The organism is Edaphobacter sp. HDX4 (assembly GCF_036877565.1).
GTDB lineage: Bacteria > Acidobacteriota > Terriglobia > Terriglobales > Acidobacteriaceae > Edaphobacter.
The window spans coordinates 68,270-88,744 of sequence record NZ_JAEDXW010000018.1; the positions used below are offsets into that span (position 1 = coordinate 68,270).

The window sequence follows — 20,475 nt, forward strand, 5'->3', positions numbered from 1 at the left end:
TCCTCAAGCCTCAGAGTTCATCAAGACCAGGATGGAGGAGCTGTCGAGTTCGGAGTTACCAGAAGAGCAGCGGATGCTCCTCGCGACGTTGCTGTCCGATTCTCTCGGAAAACTTCCTTCGCACCTTGGCTGGATTGATGAGGCGATTGCCTGGGTGGAAGCAGCAACACAGAGCAAGCTCATATCGAGAACGAGGATAAATCAATTCAATGCGGGTGACGGCTTTGCGCTCATCCGCTTCCCAATGGAGGATGGCCGCCATTATTGGCTCAAGGCAACAGGTGCACCCAACTGCCACGAATACTCCATCACACAATGTCTTTTTAGTCTGTCCATTCGGTGTTCAGAAGGATCGGGCTACATTCCGGCGGTGCTGGCAGCCAAGCCGGAATGGAATTCCTGGATCATGTCCGGAGAGGGGAGGTCTATAGCTCCGAACCTCCGCTCTGCTCTGCGTGCTCGCCCGACCCTTGAGAAGGCGGTGAGGGCGCTTGCCCGTCTGCAAATCATGACGGTGGATCGAAGCGTCCAGCTCTTACAGGCTGGGGCGTTCGACCAACGCCTAGAGGTCATGGAAAGCCACGCGGAAGAGATGTTCGATTACATCGAGGAAGCGATGAGCGTTCAAACGTCCACCAGAGCCCCTCGTCTAGACTCGCGAACGCTCAAGCTCATGTGTACGAACTTGAAACGTGTCTGTGAGCGACTCGACTCTCTCGGATTTCCGGCAAGTATTGTGCACGGCGATCTCAATTCCGGAAATATCTTGGAAGCAACGAACTGCCAGTTTATCGATTGGAGTGAAGCATACATCGGCATCCCGCTTGCTTCGCTCCAACATCTGCTGCTGCTCAATCAAGCTGAGGACGGATTAGAACGCGATCGCCTTGACGCGGCCTTGAAAGATTTATTTCGTGAAGAATGGGTCGCGTGCTGTGGGGCGAATCAATTCGATGAGGGATTCCGGTATATGCGGTTTCTTGCCGCAGCCTCAGCCCTCTACGGTCGCGGCTCGTGGTTGGCGGCTCCCTCACGAAACCAATTCCCTCAGCAGTCCTATGCGCGCACCCTTGCCCGCGAGATGTATCGGGCCTTGGCGACTCTGCAGCCTGAGGAGGCACTATGTCACTGACTTCTCGCGCCAGAACTGGAGTTGTCGAGGTGATTCACGGGTTTCCGGTCCGAGACCCATACCGGTGGCTGGAGGACCGAAGCCTTGCGGAGACCGAGGAGTGGCTTCGAGATCAGCAACTTCGCTGCAAGCAATACTTCGCTGCGTGTGAGGGCCTGGGCGCTATCCGAGCGCATGTAAGGCAATACCTCGACCGCGAAACAAAGGACCAGCCGGTCCGGATCGCCGAGCGGCAGTTCTACCGGTGGCGCAAACGAAGCGACGAGCAGGCCGGCATTTATCTGCATGACGAATCCGAAAGAGAGCCGCGGCTGCTCGTCGCTCCCTCTCCTTTCAATCCGTTCGAGGCGGTAGGAATTTATCGCATCTCGGCAGATGCTTCACTGCTGGCCTATGAACGGAGAAACGGGGGAGGCGATCAGAAGAGCATCCATCTTGTAGCGGTGGAGAAGGGGGAGTTGCTTTCCGATAAGATCGAGACCGGATATTCCCGAGGATTCTGCTTCGCCTCGGGGCTCCAAGGATTCTATTACTGCCACGAGGATTCTAAGCCACGCGGAGATCATACGATCTGCTTTCACCGCCTAGGCGATCGGAGGCCAGACCAGATCTGTTTTTCGGCTGAGCGGAGCGTGGGAAGCCGCTTGATTCTCACGGGTGAAGCCAATCACCTGGGAGTCTTATATCTGCACAGAGCCGGCACCGGTGAGGTAGTCGATTTATGGATCGCAGACCAACGTCAACCCACGCAATGGCAGCGGGTCTTTGAAAACTGCAGGCTGCCGATGAGCGTGATTTTGAAGAACCAGCGTCTCTTTGTGCTCACGTATGATGCGGCGCCGGAGGGCGAGCTCTTAGAACTCGATCTCAATGGGAACGTAGTTCGTACCATCATTTCCAAACGGGAAGGAATGATCTGCCAACTCGTCCTTGTTCATGACCGAGTGTTCGTCACCCGTCAACATCAGTTGCAGACTTCGCTTGAAAGCTGGAGCCTTGATGGCGAATATCTCTCCCGCTTGGATATTCCGGACGACAGTACCGTCCAGTTGGCGCCACCCCGAAGTGATACTGCCGACGCGTTGTTCTATACCTGCGAGTCTTTCACGCAGCCACCATCTTTTTTTCAATACTCTCCGAGCGATGGAACGACGCGGCTATGGCATCAGAATCGCATTTCCGTAAGTTCTTCCCGCTATCGCATACGCCGCACAACGTATGCTGCACGTGATGGGAAAGAGATCCCGATCGAGCTTGTGGCGGCGGAGGCTTTCGGTGCTCCCCGCCCGGTCGTCATGACAGCTTATGGTGGATTCGGGGTTTCCATGACCCCACAGTTTTCGGTCCTCGCGACCATCATGGTGGAGCTAGGAGCTTGCTTTGCGGTCTGCCGCATCCGAGGCGGAGGAGAGTACGGCAAAAACTGGCATGAAGCCGCCCGCGGACGGAACCGTCAGGTCTCTTTTGATGATTTTCTTGCCGCTGCTGATTGGCTCTGCGAGACTGGGGTGACAAAACCCGGCAGACTCGGAATCTTTGGCGGCTCAAATGCCGGCCTTCTAGTCGGAGCCGCCATGACACAACGCCCCGATCTCTTTCGAGCTGTTCTCTGCATTGCTCCTCTGCTTGACATGGTGCGCTATGAATCATTTGACCACGCCGCCAAATGGCGCGAGGAATACGGAACGGTGGAGAGCCTGGAGGATTTTCTCGCTCTGTCGGCATACTCTCCGTATCACCAAGTGAAGGATGATACCAACTATCCTTCCGTTCTCTTTGTCTCTGGAGATGACGACGACCGGTGCAATCCGGCGCATGTTCGAAAGATGGCGGCTCGTCTTCAAGACCGAAGAGTACAGAATTCCCCAGTAATCGTGGATTACAGCGAGACACGGGGACATTCTCCGGTACTACCGCTATCGGTCCGCATCGAGGCCCTTTCTAGGCGAATCGCTTTTCTCTGCCGGGAGTTGGACATCTCTGTAAGATTTGGAGGCCGCGATGAAGACCTTGGTGATTAAAGGCTGGTTTTTGTTGCTCTATCTGGAATTCCTGATGTGCGTCCGCAGCTTCAACGCCTTGAACAAGGTTGTCCTCCAGAGGTCTGTTCGAACGACGAAGGAGCGCTGTCATTCGCCCGAGCAGCTGTGCCATGCCATCGATCTGGCTTGCGTTCTCTATTTCAAACCGGTGATGTGCCTTCAGCGGTCGGCGGCCGCGACGCTACTACTACGGTCTCAGGGTCTGAAGGCAGAGCTAGTGATCGGGGCACAACTGCTGCCCTTCCGCTCGCACGCCTGGGTCGAGATCGACGGATATGTGGTCAATGACAAGCCGTATGTATCGGAAATCTACTCGGTACTCCAGCGCTGCTGATTGAGGGAAAGCTATGAGCATCATCTTCGGAGTTCAAGAGGTTGAGAGTCGTGTAGTCGGGGAGTTGGAGTTGTTGAGCCTGGCACGGGCTACCGAGCGTTGGGCGCCTGATGGGACATTTGTTCGCGCCCAAGGAAGAATCGGCATGGGATTTCAGCCCTATTGCACGCACCAACGCAGTTTCATCGAATCGCAGCCCTTCGTCGATGAGTTGGGCAACATGGTTACGCTGGATGGCCGGTTGGACAATCACGTGGAACTTGGCGCCCTGCTCGGAATCGAACGAGTGAATCCGGCGGACTCCCGGATCGCGCTCGCAGCTTTCACACGGTGGGGTTCTGACTGTTTCTCGAAATTCATTGGGGATTGGGCGATCGCAATCTGGAGCCCGAAGGAACGAGCGCTCTACCTTGCGCGGGACCATGCCGGAACCCGCTCGTTGTATTACGAGGTTCGGGGTCATCGCATTCTATGGGCAACATTTTTAGAAACACTTGCATACTCTGCTTGCGGTGATTGGCTGGATCATTCCTACGCCGCTCGATATATCAGATGTCTGCCCGTCGGGACCTCTACGCCCTATCGGCCTATCAAGGCCGTACCTCCCGCCCGCTTTCTGAGATTCAGCGAGTCGGGAATCGCCAACGATGTTCACTGGAGGAGCACAGCACCGCAAAAGATTTTCTATCGCTCTGATGTGGAGTATGAAGATCAGTTTCGACAGTTATTCGGTCGCGCTGTTCAACGCCGCCTTGACGGCGGGCGGTGCGTCCTGGCTGAGTTGTCAGGTGGCCTCGATTCGACTTCGATCGTCTGCATGGCAGATTCCTTAAGGGGAGCCTCGTGCGACTCTGCCTCTCAGAAGTTGGACACGGTCTCTTATTTCAACGACTCAGAGCAATCGTGGAATGAGAGACCCTATGTTGCCATCACGGAGAGCAGAAGGGAAAAGACAGGACATCACGTCCGCTTACCCGATGCGACCTCATCGTTCGAGATGAGCCACGTTCCATATCCGCTTCCCGGTGCCACGCAGACAACGCTCCTTCGAGAACGACTTCTAGCCGACACGATCGGCGGCATTCGATACCGAGCCGTGCTCTCGGGGATAGGCGGAGACGAGGTTCTCGGCGGTATCCCGAACATTCCGCTCGGACTGTCCGAGATTCTGCTTGAAGGAGAGTTCCGCACTTTTCTGCGATCCGCAACGGCCTGGTCGCTCAACACACGAATGCCTCTGATTTACACCCTAAGAGATGTCTTGCAATGCATAACAACTATTCCAGGTCAGGGACGATTCGATCTTCATCCCATTCCCTGGCTCCGTGCTAGGAACACGAGGAAGAGCGCGCGAAGAGTTCGCCGCGTCGCCTGTCTTCCCGTGAGCGACGAGCGATCAGCAACGACAGCACACTTGCTGCGGTGATGGAGTCGATGCCTCATACGAAGCACCCGTTTCTGTTCCGGAGGGAGTACCGCTATCCCTATCTGGATCGGGATCTCCTGGATTTCCTGTTAAACATTCCTTCCGAGCAGTTAGCAATTCCCGGACGACGCAGGCACCTGATGCGGCGAGCGCTGCGGGGACTGCTCCCTGTGGAGATTCTGGAGCGGCGGCGCAAGGCCTTTTTGATCCGATCGCCTCTCCTCTCGATCCAGCGAGCTCACGAACACATTGGATCGTTGTTCCGCTCTTCCCGTCTCGTAGACCTTGGACTGGTGAAGAGAGACGAATTTCTTGCCGTCGTGGACATCGTCGCGAGGGGCGCCGATGTCCAAGGGTGGCCACATATCGTTCGAACCATCGAGATGGAACTCTGGCTTCGCTCCACGGAGACGTTCCATGATCCAACGAGTTTCAGCGTAGATCTGGTTGCTAGCACTTGACCTACCTGGATAATCCGCACCCACAAGGAGAACGACGATGAAATACGAGAAACCAATGATCCTCTCAACCCTCGATGCGCTTCCCGCCATCCTGGGACAGAAAGGTATCGGCGTGATGGACGCCGAGAACCCGCAATCGCCGCAGAACAGTGTCGCCGCTTATCAGGGTGACGAGTAGCCAACGAGCAATCGGCACGGCCTCGGTAGGAGCAAACTTTCCTATCGAGGCCGGGCATGAATCTTCCCAAAGGTCTCCTACCTTTGGTGCGGCAGAAAAGGGTTCGCATCTTTCCATTCCCGCCAGCGAGCGTACTGCATCACCGTTGCTGGGTCAGTTCGCTCGTATCCCTGCAACCAAAAACGATACCAGTCCAGATTTCGCTGCAGAGTGGCTAAACGAGCCTTGGGGTGATTGGGTTGATGCTCTTCGTTCGGGTAGTAGTACATCTCGACTGGGCGGTGGAGACGATTAAGTGCCGTGAACAACTCAAAATGGATTGCGAGCCCAAGGGGAGGAGCATTGATGTTGTCGTAGGGCTGCCCATATCCCATCTCTTCCATTAAGATCGGCGTTTTGACCTTATTCGCGTTGAAGGTTGATGAATACATCTGCCAGTTGCTCAATGAGGATCCATACGGGGGACCACCATATATCGACTCGGCAACCCGGTTCGCAGCTGGATTTCGCAACAGCCAGTACGCACCGAGGCTATAAGTGACATTGTCGGTGATGGTTGCCGCACGGAACGCAAGGGAGGAATGTTCCAGGATGAACTCCGTGTACCAGCCGGTCCGGCTGAACCCGATGATGCCGACCCTGCGGGGATCAACCATACCCTTTGCTGCAAGCGATCTCACAGCACTTTCCCAGATATCCATCTGAAACGCCGCTTCTCCGAGACCGCCTGGGTATCCCTTCGGATAAAAGGCCACATCGTCTCCTGGACGTTTCTCCTCCGGCCATGAGCGGATCACGTACATCATCCCCGCGTTAGCAATAGGTTGAGGAGCAAACGATGGGTAATGGCTGTCGCCGGTATCGCAGAGGAACTGCCCCACCTCAAGCTTGGTGTGAATCACCAAAGGATAGGTCTGCTCCGCCTGGTAGTTAGGAGGCTCAAAGAGCAGCCCCTGGATTGTCGCTCCTGTCGATGTCGTCCAGGAAATCGTCTTAACCGGCGCCAGCGTCAGATGATCGAACTGCGGATTGAGCGTTTCGAGAACGGTGACGGATATGTCCCCGACTCGATACAGAAATAAAGATGGAGGACGAGAGGTAGCTTGGCTATCCCCAATGACGTAGACGCCGTCGCTGGCAATCTGAGCGAATCGATAAAGAGAATCCACCGGAATACGGAAGTGAGACTCCTCTTCCCACCCCGCCGCATGCTGGACAAGACGTGCAACCGTGTCCCTGGATTTCCGAACAACGGCCTCGCCGGCGTCGTTCAGCATCAGTGGACCTTCATACATATTTACGACATGGGACAGAAGCTCTAATGTTTCTCCAGTGTCGACATTAACGGAGAACATGTGCGGAGTGAAGAAGACGTTCTTTCCCAACTCCTCGCGATGCCATTTGCTTTCGATTGGAGGGTCTGCATTCACGATCAGGGTGTGGCCGTCCCGTTGCCATGCAGGAATGCTGTAAACCATAGGGCTCTGGAAGGGATAGGAAGTTTGGCTCGTCAATGGGTCGTAAAGAACCATGACGTACAGCTCTTGGACCATGCCACTGAGTGCATGGATCGTGGGATCTTCTCGCCAGGATGATGGCAATGCCGCGGTCGACTCTGGGTAGGTAATCGCAACCCTGCGGCCGTCGGGAGAAAGGCTGAGCGAAAAGTGGAAGAGATATGGAAGCGATTCTCGAAGATCATTCGAAAAAGGAGAGCGCACGGCAACGGGCTTCGGCTCTCCCCAGCGTCCGCTTCGTTGCCGCCGTACGATAAATATCCGTCGCTTCTTACGAGCCGTATTCGTCGTCTCGGGATACGGGATCCGGTATCCCGATGCGATCTCCTCCGGACTGCGGGTCAGTCGTCCAGTTGCCTCCATCGAATCGTCTGTCGCGTATGCGATCACATCCTTCGCCCAGTCCACCGTATATTCCCTGATGTCCTGCCGCGCTACGAACAAAGGGACCACGCGCCCCGTGGCAACGTTTGCCTTCATAATCGCAACGTAACCTTGGAAGGGTGCAAGGAACGCCAGGTCCGTGCCACTGTGTAGCCAGGTGAGCTGAGATATGTCCGGCCCCGCAGCAAGACGGATACTTGTCACATGGGGAGAGGCCGAGAGCTTTCTGGCCATTACAGAGATATCGTTCCGATTGGTAAGTAGATTTGGTTCCTTTAATAGATAAGCGACCCAATCGCCCTTCGGGCTGATTGCGATCGAGCTGCGATATGGGTCTTCCGACGGGAGATAGCGCACCTGGACACAATCGGCAGGTGTGATGGCACGCTTTGTCTGGGCGACCAGTGAGACGCTAGTAAGGATCAACAGAGCTGCAATGCGCCGGATATTACTCAGGAACAGGGGCAAGGCAGTCTTCGGCAGCATGTGGAAGTCCAAGCTCACGATGACAGCTCCTAGAAGAGGAACTTCAGCGCGAATTGCATGGATCTAGGGCCACCCTGCTGGTATTGCTATGAGACTGTTCCAAGGCTCTGATTGAGCGTCTTTGTGGCCTGCCCAAAGGTCGCACTGCTGAGGGTCGGATCGATGTATCCGAAGATGGGATGGTTGAGAAGGTTGAAGGCTTCCGCGCGGAACTGGACTCTCATGCCGTCGGGCAGGCTGAACTCACGGCGTATGGCTGTATTGACCTGGGTCGCATCGAAGCCGCGATAGTGATTGCGAGGTACGTTGCCATTCGAGGTTCCCGACGTGTTCGACCGAAAGGCCGCCGGATTCAGCCCCCAGCCTCCGGGATATTGAGCTCCGTATAGATACTCAGGTATGCCGGGGTTGTAATTGAGGCCGCCATAGTAGTAGTTCCCCAGAGGATCGAGGAACAGATTTCCGGTCAGAGTAATCGGAAATCCGGATCGAGCGATCACGCGGCCGTCGAGACTCCATTGGTCCAGCAGGGCGCGCGTCCAAGCTGAGGTGTACGAATGTTTGATGTCCCAGCTTATACCACCCTGAAAATTGTTCCGAAGATCATAGTCGGACGACGCCCGGCTGAACGGCAACGATTGTCCCGTCGATCCGTAGTCGATCGAATGGGACCAGGTGTAGGACGCAAGCGCCTGAACGCCCTGCGCGATAGACCTTTGGAATCTAGTCTGTAGCGATTGGTAATTTGAGGTGAGATTACCGGAGAAGTAATAGATCGTTGCTGCAAGGTTTGGGTTGAGCGTTCCGGGAATGAGCAGACGTTCTCCGACGAGCCGTCGCCCCGCGGCTGCGACATACGAGATAGTTAAGGATTGCGACCGCCCCAACCCCTGCTCGATAGCGGCACTCCATTGCAAGGTATACGGGAGTTGAAGATGGGCGGGAAATCCGTAGACGGCGCTTCCACGGTAGGGCGCCGCGGGCGTGATGTTGAAGTCGAGCTGCGTACTTGTGGCAGGGAGAGGCGCACTATACAGATTGTTGGCCGCGGTGAAACCCAAGCCTCTGAATCCTTGCGTGGCAAATTGATTGTTGGTATCGAAAAAGACGCCGCCTCCGGCACGGATGATCGTTGCCCATCCGATGGCATCATGCGCCGTCCAGGCGAACCCAATCCTGGGTGCAAAGTTATGGAATGTGGTGCGCCAGAGGGGAGTTCCATGGGGCGCGACCGACAAGGAGCTTGGAACTCCGATGTCTCCCAAGAGGGTATACGGCAGATTCCCGTTTGCCTCGGACGGCGGCGGATTGACCTCCCATCGCACGCCCAGGGAGAGAGAAAAGGTTGGCGCAATCCTCCATTCATCTTGAAGATAAAGGCCGGTTTCATGGAACAGAGGGGTGGCCCCATTGAACTTGGTAATGCTGAGAAGCGCGGCGCTATTCGCGACTACGGAGGCCCTGCTCGTAAACTGAGCGAAGACGGATGGCGAGGTCGGATACAAGGGCGAAGCAATATGCCTATAGTCGAGACCGAACCTCAACTGATGTTTCCCGAGGGTGAGAGATGTCGTATCGACGATATTCCACTGCCTGCTTTCGTTTCGGGCCGATTCCGTCTGGATGGACGCGGTGCCCAGGCCGTTGATGTAGAGGTAGAACGTCGGAAAGGAATTGGCATATCCTCCAATACCCATGTCTTGTGCGAGGTCCACCGGCACCGCTCCCCCGAACGGATCGAGCGAGTAGGTGATCGCTGACCGGCTGGAGGAATACCCGGCACGCAATTCGTTGCTGGCGTTGTGGCTGATTTGGCTGTTCACACCGAGGGTGTAGGTCAGTACGGAAGACGTGACATCTCCGACGTTCGAGAGGGTTCTGGTCTGTGTTGCACTGGGCGTATCTCCGAAGCGGAAGAAGGCTTGTAGTCTGGGCGACAAGGTGTGGTCGAGCCGAACACTGGTGGAGTCAATGCGGCTTGGCAGAGTATAGGAGCGTAGCAGTGGGGCGACTCCGCTTGGAACGGGAGAGCCTAGAGGCTGGCCGGCAGGACAGGCATAGGTGCTGTTATTGCAGGGGATGGCCGCTTCTACTCCCGTCGGCGTGGGAAAGGCATTCAGGATGGGTCGCAAACTAGCCGGAGCGTCCTCACGCAAGGCCGTCGAAGGCACGTATTGAAGACTCGCGGCCTGCGGCTGGGTCAGCCGCAAACCCTCGTAAGAAACAAAGAAGAAGGACCGGCTGCGGCCGTCGTAGAACTTAGGAACGAATACCGGACCTCCTGCTGTTCCGCCAAAATCATTTTGCCGCAGGGCAGGTTGAGCGGTTCCGTAATGGTTATTGAACCAGTTGTTCGCGTCAAAATAATTGTTCCGGAGATATTCGTACAGGCTGCCATGAAGCTGGTTGGTTCCCGCCCGCGAGGCGAGGGAGAACTGTCCACCGGGCGTACGGCCAAACTCTGCAGAATAGGTCGAACTCTGGACGCGGAACTCCTGCATAGCGTCGACGGAGAGAAGAGATTGGGTGGTTCCAAGTGCGGTCGCTGAGGCTAGCGTGCCTCCTGTCGCCGACTGAGCATACCCGGACGGGAATCCAGAACTCGTATTCGCACTCACACCGTCGACAGAGTAATAGTTGGACTCGGTGCGCTGTCCATTCACACTGAAGTCGCCGTTGTTGTTAATGCTCGCCACCGTCTGGGGGCTTTGGGTCGACACTCCCGGCGTCATCGAGATCAGGTCCTGAAAGCTGCGGCCGTTCAAAGGCATGTTTTCCACGAACTTGCGATCGACGACGGTGCTGACAGAAGCATTACTTGTGTTGAGAAAGGATGAGTCCGCGTCGACAGTAATGCTCTCTGAGGTCGCTCCCACGGGAAGAGCAAAGTTCAAGGCAACGGCGCTTTGAACATTAAGAACGACATCGGGCTTGATCATGGTCTTGAATCCGCGTTTCGAAACCTGCACATGATAGTGACCGGGCGGCAGGATGGGAACGAAGTACATTCCGGAACCGTTTGTGTTCGAGGAATAGATCACACCGGTTGAATCATTTGCGATAACGACTTCTGCATCGGGAATGAAGTTCCCGGAAGAGTCGGTTACGCCACCGCTGATGGTAGCGTTCGCCGATTGAGACAGAGCACCGGAGGGGAATAGCCACAGACCAAGGAATAGAAGACAGAAGAAGCGTTTCATGCGACGGTGCTCCGGAATATTAGGATGAAATGGGTCCACCCTGTCTACGGCTGAGCGCCGAAATCTGTATCACTCGATAAGACGAACTATGGGTGGTTCGGTTGCATCTGCAAGTAGGCCAGCAGGAGCGGCTTGCCCGTCGGCTTGGCACTCCCCCCGCGTGGCTCGGCGGTGACAAATACCATGTTGAGGCGTGCGAGAGTTTTGGTGTCATTGAACCGCAACACCCATCGCTTATGCGTATCGTCCTGATAGAACAGGCCGAGACTCACATTTTGTTTATCGTCGCCGCTTCCCCACGCCTGAAACGCAACGGACTGCTTGAGGCCGGTCTGCTTATCCAGGTCATAACCGTAAAAGACCAGCGATTTGTCTTTGGTATAGAAGATACGGCCAAACGGCTTCGCGGTCCTGCCATTTTGCGCGACATCATAAATGTCGGCGATGTAAAGATCGCGGGCGCCGATCAGATCGCGGATCTCCCGGTCATGCGCAAGGAACTCTTTATCGAGTGTCAGCATTTTGTCTTTCTCATCCAGCGATGCATTCACTTCACGCAGTCTGGTTTCCAGAGCAACCAGTCGGGCGGCCTGTTGCGTGCTCACCGCATTGGTCGCTGTGGACTTCTCGCGCCAGGACTGCGCCTCAGTCTGGGCAGCAACAAGCTGTTGGCTGAGCCCATCTCTCTCGTCGCTGATCCTCTTCCTCTCGCTCTGTTCTGTTTGCAACTGTTGTTCCATTGTGGCTACAACGGAAATGGATTGCCGCGACCGCTCTTCCGCAGCACTGAGCTGCTGCTGGAGTTTTTGAACTTCATGCTGCGCATGTTCCAACGCGGGCTGCAAATCATTGGGGATGCTCGAAGTCACAGCCGGTACTGACGGAGGTTGAACCTTCGCCGAGGTAGCTCCCTGCGACTCAGACGCCGAGTGGGAACGGCTGAGGTGCCATCCCACCAAACATGCCAAGCCCACGATAGAAGCCGCGATCGCTGCTGCTGTGATCTGCCGGACGGATGAACGGCGACGAGAAGCCTGATTTGGGGAAACAGACTCCAACTCACTCATGAGTCTCTTCTCCGCTGCCTCCAACGAAAACGAAGATGCTTCCGGCTTGTCCTCCAGTTCCAAGTAGGCGCTTGCGGCCACTGCCGGCATCACATCGTTGGCCAAATGCCGGTACTGTTCGAAGGCCACACGACACGAGTCACAGTAGGCGAGATGGACCTGCAGGAGAGCCCACTCTTCCTCGGTCAACTCTCCGGAGGGAAAGAGGGCACAGAGAGCAACGAACTCGTCATGCCACTGGGGGGTCACTGGCTCAGCTCCCGTATGGAGCTATTGTGGACCATTTCTCTCACTTCAGGCGTCTTTTTCCGGGAAGATGAAGGAACGTAGCCGTCCCAGGCCCCGGTAGTAATGATTCCGGACATTTCCATAGGTCTGGCCGGTTTTATCCGCGATCTCTTGGAAACTATAACCCTCAAAGAAGTGAAGCTCCAACGTCTGCCGTTGCTCCTCTGTCAGCCGCTCGCGAAATTTGCTTAGCAGCTCTCTTCCAGCAACAACTTCATTGATCGACACTTGTCGACTGGCCGGGTGCAAATCTTCTTTCAGCTCCTGCATGCCATAGTGCTGGCGTGACCCAAGATATCTCCGGCGATCGATGGCCCGGTGATAGGTCATCTGGATGATCCACGATACTGCTGATCCTTTGGCCGGATCGAAGAACCGTGCTTTTTGAAAGACGAAGAGGAAGAGCTCTTGAAGTAGATCTTCTGCTTCGGAATTATCTTTCAAAATACGTTGCGCGACGTGGAAGACCGCTCGACCGTGTCGCTGGAACAGAAGAGATAGTGCATCTTTGTTTCCGTTCCTTATTTGAAGCAGCAGCTCTTCATCAGAACTCTGTTGCACTGAACTGTCGATCGGGGCAACCGAATCATTCGATTCATTCTGGGAACTGATCGGAGAATGAAAAGGCAATACAGATGTAGATTCATCGGTGTTTTTGGCATCCGCTAGCGAATCGGGGAAGAACGAGAGAGCTTCGGAACTCATCCAGCGCCCCCGACGGTCGCGATCACATTGTTCTTATCTGAGAAGGGTACAGCCACACACTTGTCGGTAATTACCCGTTGGTCAATCACCGACAGGAATTGACCATAAAAAGTGTGATGGCTAAACGCAAACAAATTCAACCTCGGGCTGGAGTTGAACGAGCCTTTGGGGACGAAATGCGTAAGGCCCGCTTGAAGAAGAAAATTTCGCAGATGACCTTATATAAGGTCACGGGCTTGGACCGGACATTCATCAGTGATCTGGAACGCGGCATACAGGGTCCAAGTCTTAGAACGATCTTTCGTGTTGCCAAGGGAGTCGGAGTCGAGCCACAGACTCTCATTGAAAGAACCAAGAACTCCCGTTTCTTCGCTTTCCCAATGGATGAAACGGCTCAGGCGATGAAGAGAAAGGGATCGACATCACCCAAAGGAGGCTCCTAGCCTCGTTATGTCCCTATATTCGGCCAAACGGTACGGCCAGTCAATTTAAATGTACTGGTTATGTACTTCAGCACGAAGGCGACATTCTCGATCCTGAAACTACATGAGCCTTCACCCTCTTGACGGCAAGCAGTTTCGTGCTCGCTTGGTATTGCTGCGGAATGCCAAGGGACTCAAGCAGGAGCAGTTGTCGGAGAGGATCGGGCGTGCATACAACTACATCAGCCGGGTCGAGACAGGTAGGGTTAAAACCGTTCCCTTCGATGTACTTGCGAAAATAGCTTTAGCCCTAGATGTTACGGTTGACGATCTCCTATTCGTCGACGGGTTAGCTGAGAGTTCTGATGAAATCAAAGCCAGAATTCAGCGTATGCTCGACTCTGCCGACACAAAGATGCTTCGCAAGTTCTATCGTCTGCTTCTTCTTATGGGTGAAGAAAGAGACTAGGTGAGTTGATGGGGCGAGTGTTCAGGACGCCCTTCGCATTACGGCGAAGACGCTCGCTCCTTGCAAGCCAAAGGTTGACGGTGACCTGTTGAGATAGCTGCCTCGCTTGTCACACGCGGAAGCATCTCATGTACCATGACAGGCTCGAAACTGGAGAAGACCGAATCACCCTCTTTGAGTTTGATTACGCAATGTTTTCACACAACTCCCGCAAGCGCTTGCTTCGAGAGCCTGCCCGAGACGAAGGGATTATAAGGTCTGAATTACGGCGGATCCTAGACTCTTCGGAGATCGAACCGCCAATCGAATGAAGATGTCTCTGGGAACCCGTCGGGGCGGGCAAGACATGGGCGCTCCACCGAAAGGCGGAAGCAACCTGAAGGGTGGAAGACGGGTGAGAGCCAAGAAAAATGGACCTGCCCAGAGGCAGGTCCAATCTATTCAGGACTTGTTAAGCGGCTCGCCTTGATTTCATCGCTGGTTTCGGCTCCGGCTTAGCGGCCTGGTGTTTTTCCAACTTTCGCAGCAATCTGCTCGATGCTGTACTTGGGGTCTTCCAAGTTGAGCAGGGCTTTTAATCCCTGCGCCTCCTCCAGCGGGTGAACGTCGCGGCGCTGCAAACTTTCGATTAGCTGCGCCTCCAATGCCTCGGCGTCGGTGAGGTTGACGATGCGGACGGGAACGGTTGGCGCTTCCGCCATCTGTGCGGCGCGATAACGTCTGGCTCCGGCGACAATCTCGAAGCTCTGATCAGTGAGAGGCCGCACGAGTAATGGAGGGAGAACGCCCTGGCTGCGGATGCTTTCGGCCAGTTCCTGGAGAGCGGAATCCTCGAAGATGCGGCGCGGGTTGGTGACGGATTCGGTGAGGACAGCAAGGGGGAGGTTGCGGTATTCAGTCGCCGTGTTCGTGTTCATGAGTTGCTCTCCTTTGAGCGGTTGAAACGTGCGGGGAAGTTGAGCGGACGGCGCGGGGCCGTCCGCGTCTTCAAAGTCGCGGTTAGCTGGCTTGTGCCAGTTCCGGCTCCGGTTCTTCGGCTGTCTCTGCTGCGGGCTTTTCGATTGCGGAGAGAATGACGGCAGAAGTCTTCTGGATCACTTCCAAACTTTCGGTGAGCAGAGCCGCGTTGCCGTGATACAGGTGGATGTAATCCGCCGATGCTCTGCCCGTCTGAAGGCCTATGGTCTTTCCGACTACAAAGGCCACTGCCTCAGCCTCTGTTTCGCGTACGGTCTTGGTGGTCGCGGTGCGGCGTTCGGCATTGTGCAACATCTCGTGGGCCAGTTCATGCACAAGGGTTGAGAACTCTTCGGCTGAAGACTGGCCCGGCAGCAACGCGATCTTACCGCCGTAGCTCATGCCAAGGGCGGGGGCGATGCTCTCTTTAAATTCCAGTGCGATGCCCTGAGCGATAACAAAATCCACAAGGCGGTCGCGGTACTCTCCGGCGCTGCCGGAGACGCGCTCCGAGAATTCTGGAAGTTCCGCTCCTTCGGTCTGGCTCACATCGAAGACATAGGCGGCCCGGAATCCAACCAAAACGGCCTGATTCTGAGTGCGGATATCCTTCTCGGCTTCCTCGTCCTTCTTCCGGCGAATCCCGATCATGGGAGCGAGAATGCGGATGCCCCGCTCGCCCTTCATGACCTTGCGGCCAAGCTGGTTCCACGCATAGAGGCCAGCTACGCGGGTTGCGTCCGGCTTCTGCCGCGCAATTTCCAGAATGTTGCCAAAGCTGTAATTGTGAAACCGTCCCATCGCGGTGAGGTAGGCGGCGAGGGCGTCGGAGTGTCCCTCCTCCAACTGCTCGATCAGGGCTTGTACGTTGGCCGCGATTACTTCTTTCGCGGTCTGCTGCTTGTTGGTGTTGGCGATGGACTTGTTGACGGCTGCGGCGGTGGTGTTCATGGGTGCTCCTCCTTGGGCTGGCTGTTGCACTGGCCTTTGCCCTTAAATCGGGCGGCGGCGTGTACATACATGCCGAACGCCTCCTGGCGAAGGCGGGGGGTAGCAAGCGCAAGAGGAGGGGGATCTCCCACCCTTGGAACGAAGCGAAGCGAGAGTGGAAGGGCGAAGGGCTGCACAAGCGAAGCGCGGAAGCCTGGGGATACCTCTTGCGGGCGCGAGGGGCGGAGCTCCTGAGTGTACTTCGCACTTGCGTTACAAACAGACCGGAGACACCCGTTACAGCGAAGCGGAGCCCCGATGGTCCTCAGCTTCGGTCTACGCACGATGATGCGGTATGCCCTGGAAAGAGAGTCGGATCATGGATCAACGTTTGCAGTTTTTGTCGAGCAATCAGAAGGAGAAATGTCGCTGACGGACTTGTGCCACGAGTACGGCATTTCACGTCCGGCCGCGTACAAAGTGGATCTGAAACTCGGCGAGTTCGACGTCGCCGACCTGAGATTCCGATCTGGACTTCGCTCTTGATGGCCATTGGGTGGAGGGCCAAGAGAGCGGCCCTCCGATCTCAACAAAAATCGGCTTGATCCTTGAAGGGTGCAAAGAGCTGCCAAGCTGCGGAGCTGTATCACGCCAGGGAGCGCCATGCAGTTCAACTCTTGCAAAATAATCAGCCATCGGGTTCTCCTAGTCATGTTCTAGTTTTGGTTTCACTGTTTATCCCACTGATACGTCAAGGCTTATGTCGAGGGATCGCGGGCTTGCCAAAATTGCTGTGCGGCCTCTCTCAACATCTGGCTTGCTGCAAGGCCGTTCTCGTGCACGCTCCAATAAAGATGTCGCCGTTAGCCAGAAAGGCAGGCTCCTCTCCGCTGCAGTGGTGAAAGCCACTTTTGTATGTCTTGTATAAAGCGGATTGAGAAAGACAGGTTCGTCTTTTGTTCGCTATATACTCGTTTCATATTCGACCCAGACGCACACCTCCCGAGGATCAACCGCAACATGGTCTATCTCGGTGCCTGCCTGATAGCAGGTATGCGGTTGGCCAGAGAGAAGCAGGTCAGCGTGCGGGTGCTTCCAACAATCCACGCTATAGAGGAATCCGTGGATCTTGCCCATGAGGTATACAACAGGGTGTTCAGGCGAGTGCCAGAGAGGTTGAATCAGAAATGAAAACCTACAAACTTGTGGCAGTTCCCTTCCTTCTGCGGGAGGGCGAGTTCAGAGGCCATCTGGAGACCGTCACTTTCGTTGCTGCCTCTGAGGAGCAGACGCACAAATGGTGGTCTGTAAATGTGGGCACATTTGAGAGCGACTTCAGTAAGGTTGTCTCTCCTGAATTGGCCAAGCACATCGTGGGCAGGCTCCGTGCAGGCGAGACGGTGGAGTTTCCCAACAGGTATGAGCTTGCAGAGGTGCAAGGGCGATTTGGTGGGAGTTGGAAGGATTAGGGTCGAGCTGCCAATTACAGAAATTGCCGACGCTTCTCAAGAGCCTCACTTCATAATGCCGTTGTCCTTCATTAGTTGCTCATAGTGCTCGTCATAAATCTCTTTCGCTTCCATCGCGGGCTGGAGCGCCTGCCAGGACTCGATGATGCGCTCATTGATGCGTGCGCCGTCGTCCTTGAACTTATACACGACCTGAACCTCAGTGCAAATCGCCAGTAGCAGGATGGCTGCCCTCATCATGTGCAGGGACATGGTGCGGTCGTGTGCGTCATCGATGAGCTGGCGTTGTTCATGGAGATGACCATCTCGGTACAGAAACATTCCCACCTCATGAAGGCCTTCCGGTCCACCGTGCGCCACAGACGAATACTGCTTCCACGGACCGAAAGTGAACGTCGCGAGGAACTTCTTATGGGCATCGAGCGGCAACGTGGCGAGATACTTACCCAATGTGGGCCAATCTGGGAACTTCTTCTTGTCCATAACCTCAGTCTCAGTAAAGCCAGTGGCCCGAACGAGAATGTCCAGTTTGGTGCGGCCGTCTGCGATCCATTTGTCCCACTCCGGCTTTCCCTTGTATCGAGCTTCCTCAGCCGCAACATACAGGAAACCTTTGCGAAGACCGCTGGCACGAAACTGCTGCCCGCGCCCATATGGGTCTTGGAGCAGGAGTGTGATGGTATAGAGGTTATCGATCAAATTCCGAATAAGTGGTTCGCAGGCGACTGTGTATGTATCTCTCCAGCCAACCGTAGCGCGCAGTTCATCGCTATGAACCCAATGAAGGAAGTTGTAGGTGTTCTGCGCCTGCCGGATAGAGATGAAGATGTCAGTCTGGAAGTTGGTTGGACCAGAGATCTGGTTGTGACCCTCACGTATGACCTTCTGCGCCAACGTCTCCGACAGACGGGCAATAAGGTGCTGATAGGTCGATGCGTCGATCATTACGATGTTGGTACTCATGCTCTGCCTTTCAAAATCGCGTGGCACTGCCCAGATTGCCAATGTGACAATTATCCAATGTGCGGCCGCTACCGTCGTGAGAGTGACAAACAGAAGATTGCTGATGCATTCGCCGTAAAGGTCAGCTTGGACGACCTTGACTTCGCACCTGAGGACGACATTGCACCAGGCTCAGTCCAGCCTGTGGTCTGCCTCAATGAAGACGGAGCGCGGGATATCGCGATGATGTATTGGGGCTTCAACTTCCCCCAGCGGTTCACGTTCAACACGCGGTCTGATTCAGTACTGAAGTCCGGTTTGTGGAAGTCTTCCTTTGAGGAGAGACGTTGCATTGTGCCAGCTGACTCATTCTTCGAGTGGCACAAAATCCACAAGAAGAACAATCCCAAGTATGAGGTCACTATACCGGGTCGGGAGCCTTTTGCTCTGGCTGGCATCTGGAGCCGATGGAAGAACAAGGCTGGGCAGACGTTGCCGACGTTCTCCATCCTGACCAGTGAGCCCAATGACGTGATGGCGGGAATACACGATAGACAGCCTCTCATTCTGGAGCCTCGGGATTATGCAGAGTGGTTCACGCCATCCGACAGACCACCAGTACATCTGCTGCGAATCCTGCCCGCTGAGGAGATGAAAACAAAGCTTGTGGATGATCACAACATGCAACTGCCGTTGAATAGTCAGTGACTGAATCCTTCCACACTTTCTCTCTGGAAGACCGATTTAGAGTCAGAGCCTGCACTATACTTCGCTTGTGTCCACCAAACATGCGATAGCTCACATTGGCGCTGTCCTGAAGAGTCGGTCTAGACACATGATTGCAGTTGTAATTGCGTTCATTGTGCTCTTACTCTTATTTGGAAAACTCGCAACTGCATGGTTCGAAAATGGGGTACCGACATAGGGATTGCTGTAAGGTCACTACGGTTTGGCTCCATGCGTACAGTCGTTACATTAGATTCCCTAGATCCCGACACATCTTCGATTGCAGCGCATGTCTCCACTGTCTTCAATCAATCTGACCTATTGTTTGATCCTTCTGTAACCAAGCAGATCCCGGAGCTTGTTTGCTCGGGCAGACTTCTATCTGCCTCCCAATGTAGCGTCTATTTCCAACAACCAAGACTTGCCGACCTCTCGCCGATTTTCGCCATATCGGGCTTAAGATTGATCAATCAACAGAGCTTGCCGCCGCCCGCATTCGATTCCGTTAGGAGCGACTTGCTTAACAGCAAGCCGAGTGATATCAACTCCACTTTGAGCGTCATTGGTGACCCTCGCCTCTATCCATTTGATGATTATTTGGTGATCTTTCAGATTGCCGGAGGTGCCTTTCTCAAATACAGAAATGCAATTGGTACTGTTGACTCAACCTATGAAGTCCTGCCCCATTTCCCCGGTATGGTCGTAAGGGAGATTTCTCGTCCCGAATTTGAAAGTTATGATGGCAAATGGGGAGCGGAGTTCGACAGAACCTTATGTGGTGGCAAACCGTGGCAAAAGCATCAATATGATCCACAATTCTGGATGAACCAAGGCGTAGCGCTCTCTGTGAGGCGTCCGCTCTTCCTCCAGGTATTGGCCTGTGTATTTGCAAGCATCGCGCTCTTATCAGTAATACTTGTCTACCTTCTTTCTGAGCCTTCGACATATTTCATCAACTCCCTCGCTACCATTGCTGCCTTGTGGGACGTTAGAACGATCCTCACGGGAGGTGCGCCTAAAACGCCAAACATTATCGACTTCAGCTTTCTAATTCTTTTCGTGGTTCAATTCACGCTGATGGCACTTCGATTTTTCTTCCAACGCTGGCGGGATATCAACTAGCGGCCAGAAGGCTCCGGAACAGGGAGCCCTTGCTCTTTCAGTGCATCGATGTGGAGCACGATTCCCTCACGGATTGCCTTCTCCACTTCCTCTTTGGTGCAGCCGCCTACACCGAGGCCAGGAAGGTCTGGAACATAAGCTCCCCAGTTATTCTCCGATTCCTGCTCGTAAACGATCTTGTAGTTCATGATGGTCATTCTACTGCGCTTGTCCCCGAT

General features: G+C 54.8%; 19 protein-coding genes. 11 read left to right on the top strand and 8 right to left on the bottom strand.

The features are described 5' to 3' along the window. Positions 1–31: 31 nt before the first annotated feature. The 6 genes from JAO29_RS16720 to JAO29_RS16745 are packed head-to-tail and all read left to right on the top strand — an operon-like array spanning position 32 to position 5,573. Positions 32–1,132 carry a phosphotransferase gene (locus tag JAO29_RS16720; RefSeq protein ID WP_334269392.1) on the top strand — a complete coding sequence of 367 codons (1,101 nt, stop codon included), beginning with the start codon at positions 32–34 and terminating at the stop codon, positions 1,130–1,132. Continuing rightward, complete coding sequence (locus tag JAO29_RS16725) at positions 1,123–3,153, top strand: prolyl oligopeptidase family serine peptidase (protein ID WP_334269393.1); 2,031 nt, start codon at positions 1,123–1,125, stop codon at positions 3,151–3,153. The genes JAO29_RS16720 and JAO29_RS16725 overlap by 10 nt, the downstream gene beginning before the upstream one ends. Continuing rightward, positions 3,134–3,508 (top strand): lasso peptide biosynthesis B2 protein, encoded by a 375-nt coding sequence (locus tag JAO29_RS16730; RefSeq protein ID WP_334269394.1) that lies wholly within the window; start codon positions 3,134–3,136, stop codon positions 3,506–3,508. Before JAO29_RS16725 ends, JAO29_RS16730 begins: the two co-directional genes overlap by 20 nt. A 13-nt stretch (positions 3,509–3,521) precedes the next feature. After that, complete coding sequence (locus JAO29_RS16735; RefSeq protein WP_334269395.1) at positions 3,522–4,934, top strand: asparagine synthase-related protein; 1,413 nt, start codon at positions 3,522–3,524, stop codon at positions 4,932–4,934. 8 nt (positions 4,935–4,942) lie between these two features. Next, the gene (locus tag JAO29_RS16740) at positions 4,943–5,395 is read left to right on the top strand and encodes an asparagine synthase-related protein (protein WP_334269396.1); all 453 of its coding nucleotides are present in this window, start codon (positions 4,943–4,945) and stop codon (positions 5,393–5,395) included. Between the two features lie 37 nt (positions 5,396–5,432). Next, positions 5,433–5,573 carry a hypothetical protein gene (locus tag JAO29_RS16745; RefSeq protein ID WP_334269397.1) on the top strand — a complete coding sequence of 47 codons (141 nt, stop codon included), beginning with the start codon at positions 5,433–5,435 and terminating at the stop codon, positions 5,571–5,573. Positions 5,574–5,650: 77 nt separating this feature from the next. On the opposite strand, the gene JAO29_RS16750 is transcribed toward JAO29_RS16745, so the two are convergent. The 4 genes from JAO29_RS16750 to JAO29_RS16765 all read right to left on the bottom strand — a co-directional run bounded on the left by JAO29_RS16750 (position 5,651) and on the right by JAO29_RS16765 (position 13,220). Continuing rightward, a complete protein-coding gene (locus tag JAO29_RS16750) occupies positions 5,651–7,978 on the bottom strand; it encodes a prolyl oligopeptidase family serine peptidase (protein ID WP_334269398.1) in 2,328 nt (775 codons plus the stop codon). Positions 7,979–8,046: 68 nt separating this feature from the next. Further along, positions 8,047–11,160: a TonB-dependent receptor gene (locus tag JAO29_RS16755; RefSeq protein ID WP_334269399.1), complete on the bottom strand. Its 3,114-nt coding sequence runs from the start codon at positions 11,158–11,160 to the stop codon at positions 8,047–8,049. Between the two features lie 86 nt (positions 11,161–11,246). After that, the gene (locus JAO29_RS16760; RefSeq protein WP_334269400.1) at positions 11,247–11,993 is read right to left on the bottom strand and encodes an anti-sigma factor; all 747 of its coding nucleotides are present in this window, start codon (positions 11,991–11,993) and stop codon (positions 11,247–11,249) included. A 528-nt stretch (positions 11,994–12,521) separates the two neighbouring features. Then, positions 12,522–13,220 (bottom strand): RNA polymerase sigma factor, encoded by a 699-nt coding sequence (locus JAO29_RS16765; RefSeq protein ID WP_334269401.1) that lies wholly within the window; start codon positions 13,218–13,220, stop codon positions 12,522–12,524. Positions 13,221–13,336: 116 nt separating this feature from the next. On the opposite strand from JAO29_RS16765, the gene JAO29_RS23605 reads away from it, so the two are divergent. Together JAO29_RS23605 and JAO29_RS16770 are read left to right on the top strand one after the other, a co-directional pair. After that, a complete protein-coding gene (locus JAO29_RS23605) occupies positions 13,337–13,663 on the top strand; it encodes a helix-turn-helix domain-containing protein (RefSeq protein ID WP_442886417.1) in 327 nt (108 codons plus the stop codon). A gap of 103 nt (positions 13,664–13,766) precedes the next feature. Continuing rightward, positions 13,767–14,111 (top strand): helix-turn-helix domain-containing protein, encoded by a 345-nt coding sequence (locus tag JAO29_RS16770; protein ID WP_334269402.1) that lies wholly within the window; start codon positions 13,767–13,769, stop codon positions 14,109–14,111. Between the two features lie 494 nt (positions 14,112–14,605). Here JAO29_RS16770 and JAO29_RS16775 read toward each other — a convergent pair whose 3' ends face one another. After that, on the bottom strand, positions 14,606–15,028 hold the full coding sequence (locus JAO29_RS16775; RefSeq protein WP_334269403.1) for a ParB/RepB/Spo0J family partition protein: 423 nt from the start codon (positions 15,026–15,028) through the stop codon (positions 14,606–14,608). A gap of 82 nt (positions 15,029–15,110) precedes the next feature. After that, on the bottom strand, positions 15,111–16,019 hold the full coding sequence (locus JAO29_RS16780) for an ArdC family protein (RefSeq protein WP_334269404.1): 909 nt from the start codon (positions 16,017–16,019) through the stop codon (positions 15,111–15,113). A 1,166-nt stretch (positions 16,020–17,185) separates the two neighbouring features. Between JAO29_RS16780 and JAO29_RS16785 the strand changes: the two genes are divergently transcribed. Continuing rightward, entirely contained in the window at positions 17,186–17,467 is a 282-nt protein-coding gene (locus JAO29_RS16785) for a hypothetical protein (RefSeq protein WP_334269405.1), read from the top strand. 45 nt (positions 17,468–17,512) lie between these two features. On the opposite strand, the gene JAO29_RS16790 is transcribed toward JAO29_RS16785, so the two are convergent. Then, positions 17,513–18,430 carry a hypothetical protein gene (locus tag JAO29_RS16790; RefSeq protein WP_334269406.1) on the bottom strand — a complete coding sequence of 306 codons (918 nt, stop codon included), beginning with the start codon at positions 18,428–18,430 and terminating at the stop codon, positions 17,513–17,515. Between the two features lie 57 nt (positions 18,431–18,487). Here JAO29_RS16790 and JAO29_RS16795 point away from each other — a divergent pair, with 57 nt between their 5' ends. Both JAO29_RS16795 and JAO29_RS16800 read left to right on the top strand, forming a co-directional pair. Next, on the top strand, positions 18,488–19,117 hold the full coding sequence (locus tag JAO29_RS16795; protein WP_334269407.1) for an SOS response-associated peptidase: 630 nt from the start codon (positions 18,488–18,490) through the stop codon (positions 19,115–19,117). 189 nt (positions 19,118–19,306) lie between these two features. Continuing rightward, positions 19,307–20,257, top strand: coding sequence for a hypothetical protein (locus JAO29_RS16800; protein ID WP_334269408.1), 951 nt, complete (start codon positions 19,307–19,309; stop codon positions 20,255–20,257). Here JAO29_RS16800 and JAO29_RS16805 read toward each other — a convergent pair. Further along, entirely contained in the window at positions 20,254–20,445 is a 192-nt protein-coding gene (locus tag JAO29_RS16805) for a type II toxin-antitoxin system HicB family antitoxin (protein ID WP_334269409.1), read from the bottom strand. The two genes, JAO29_RS16800 and JAO29_RS16805, sit on opposite strands and share 4 nt — an antisense overlap. Positions 20,446–20,475: the final 30 nt, after the last annotated feature.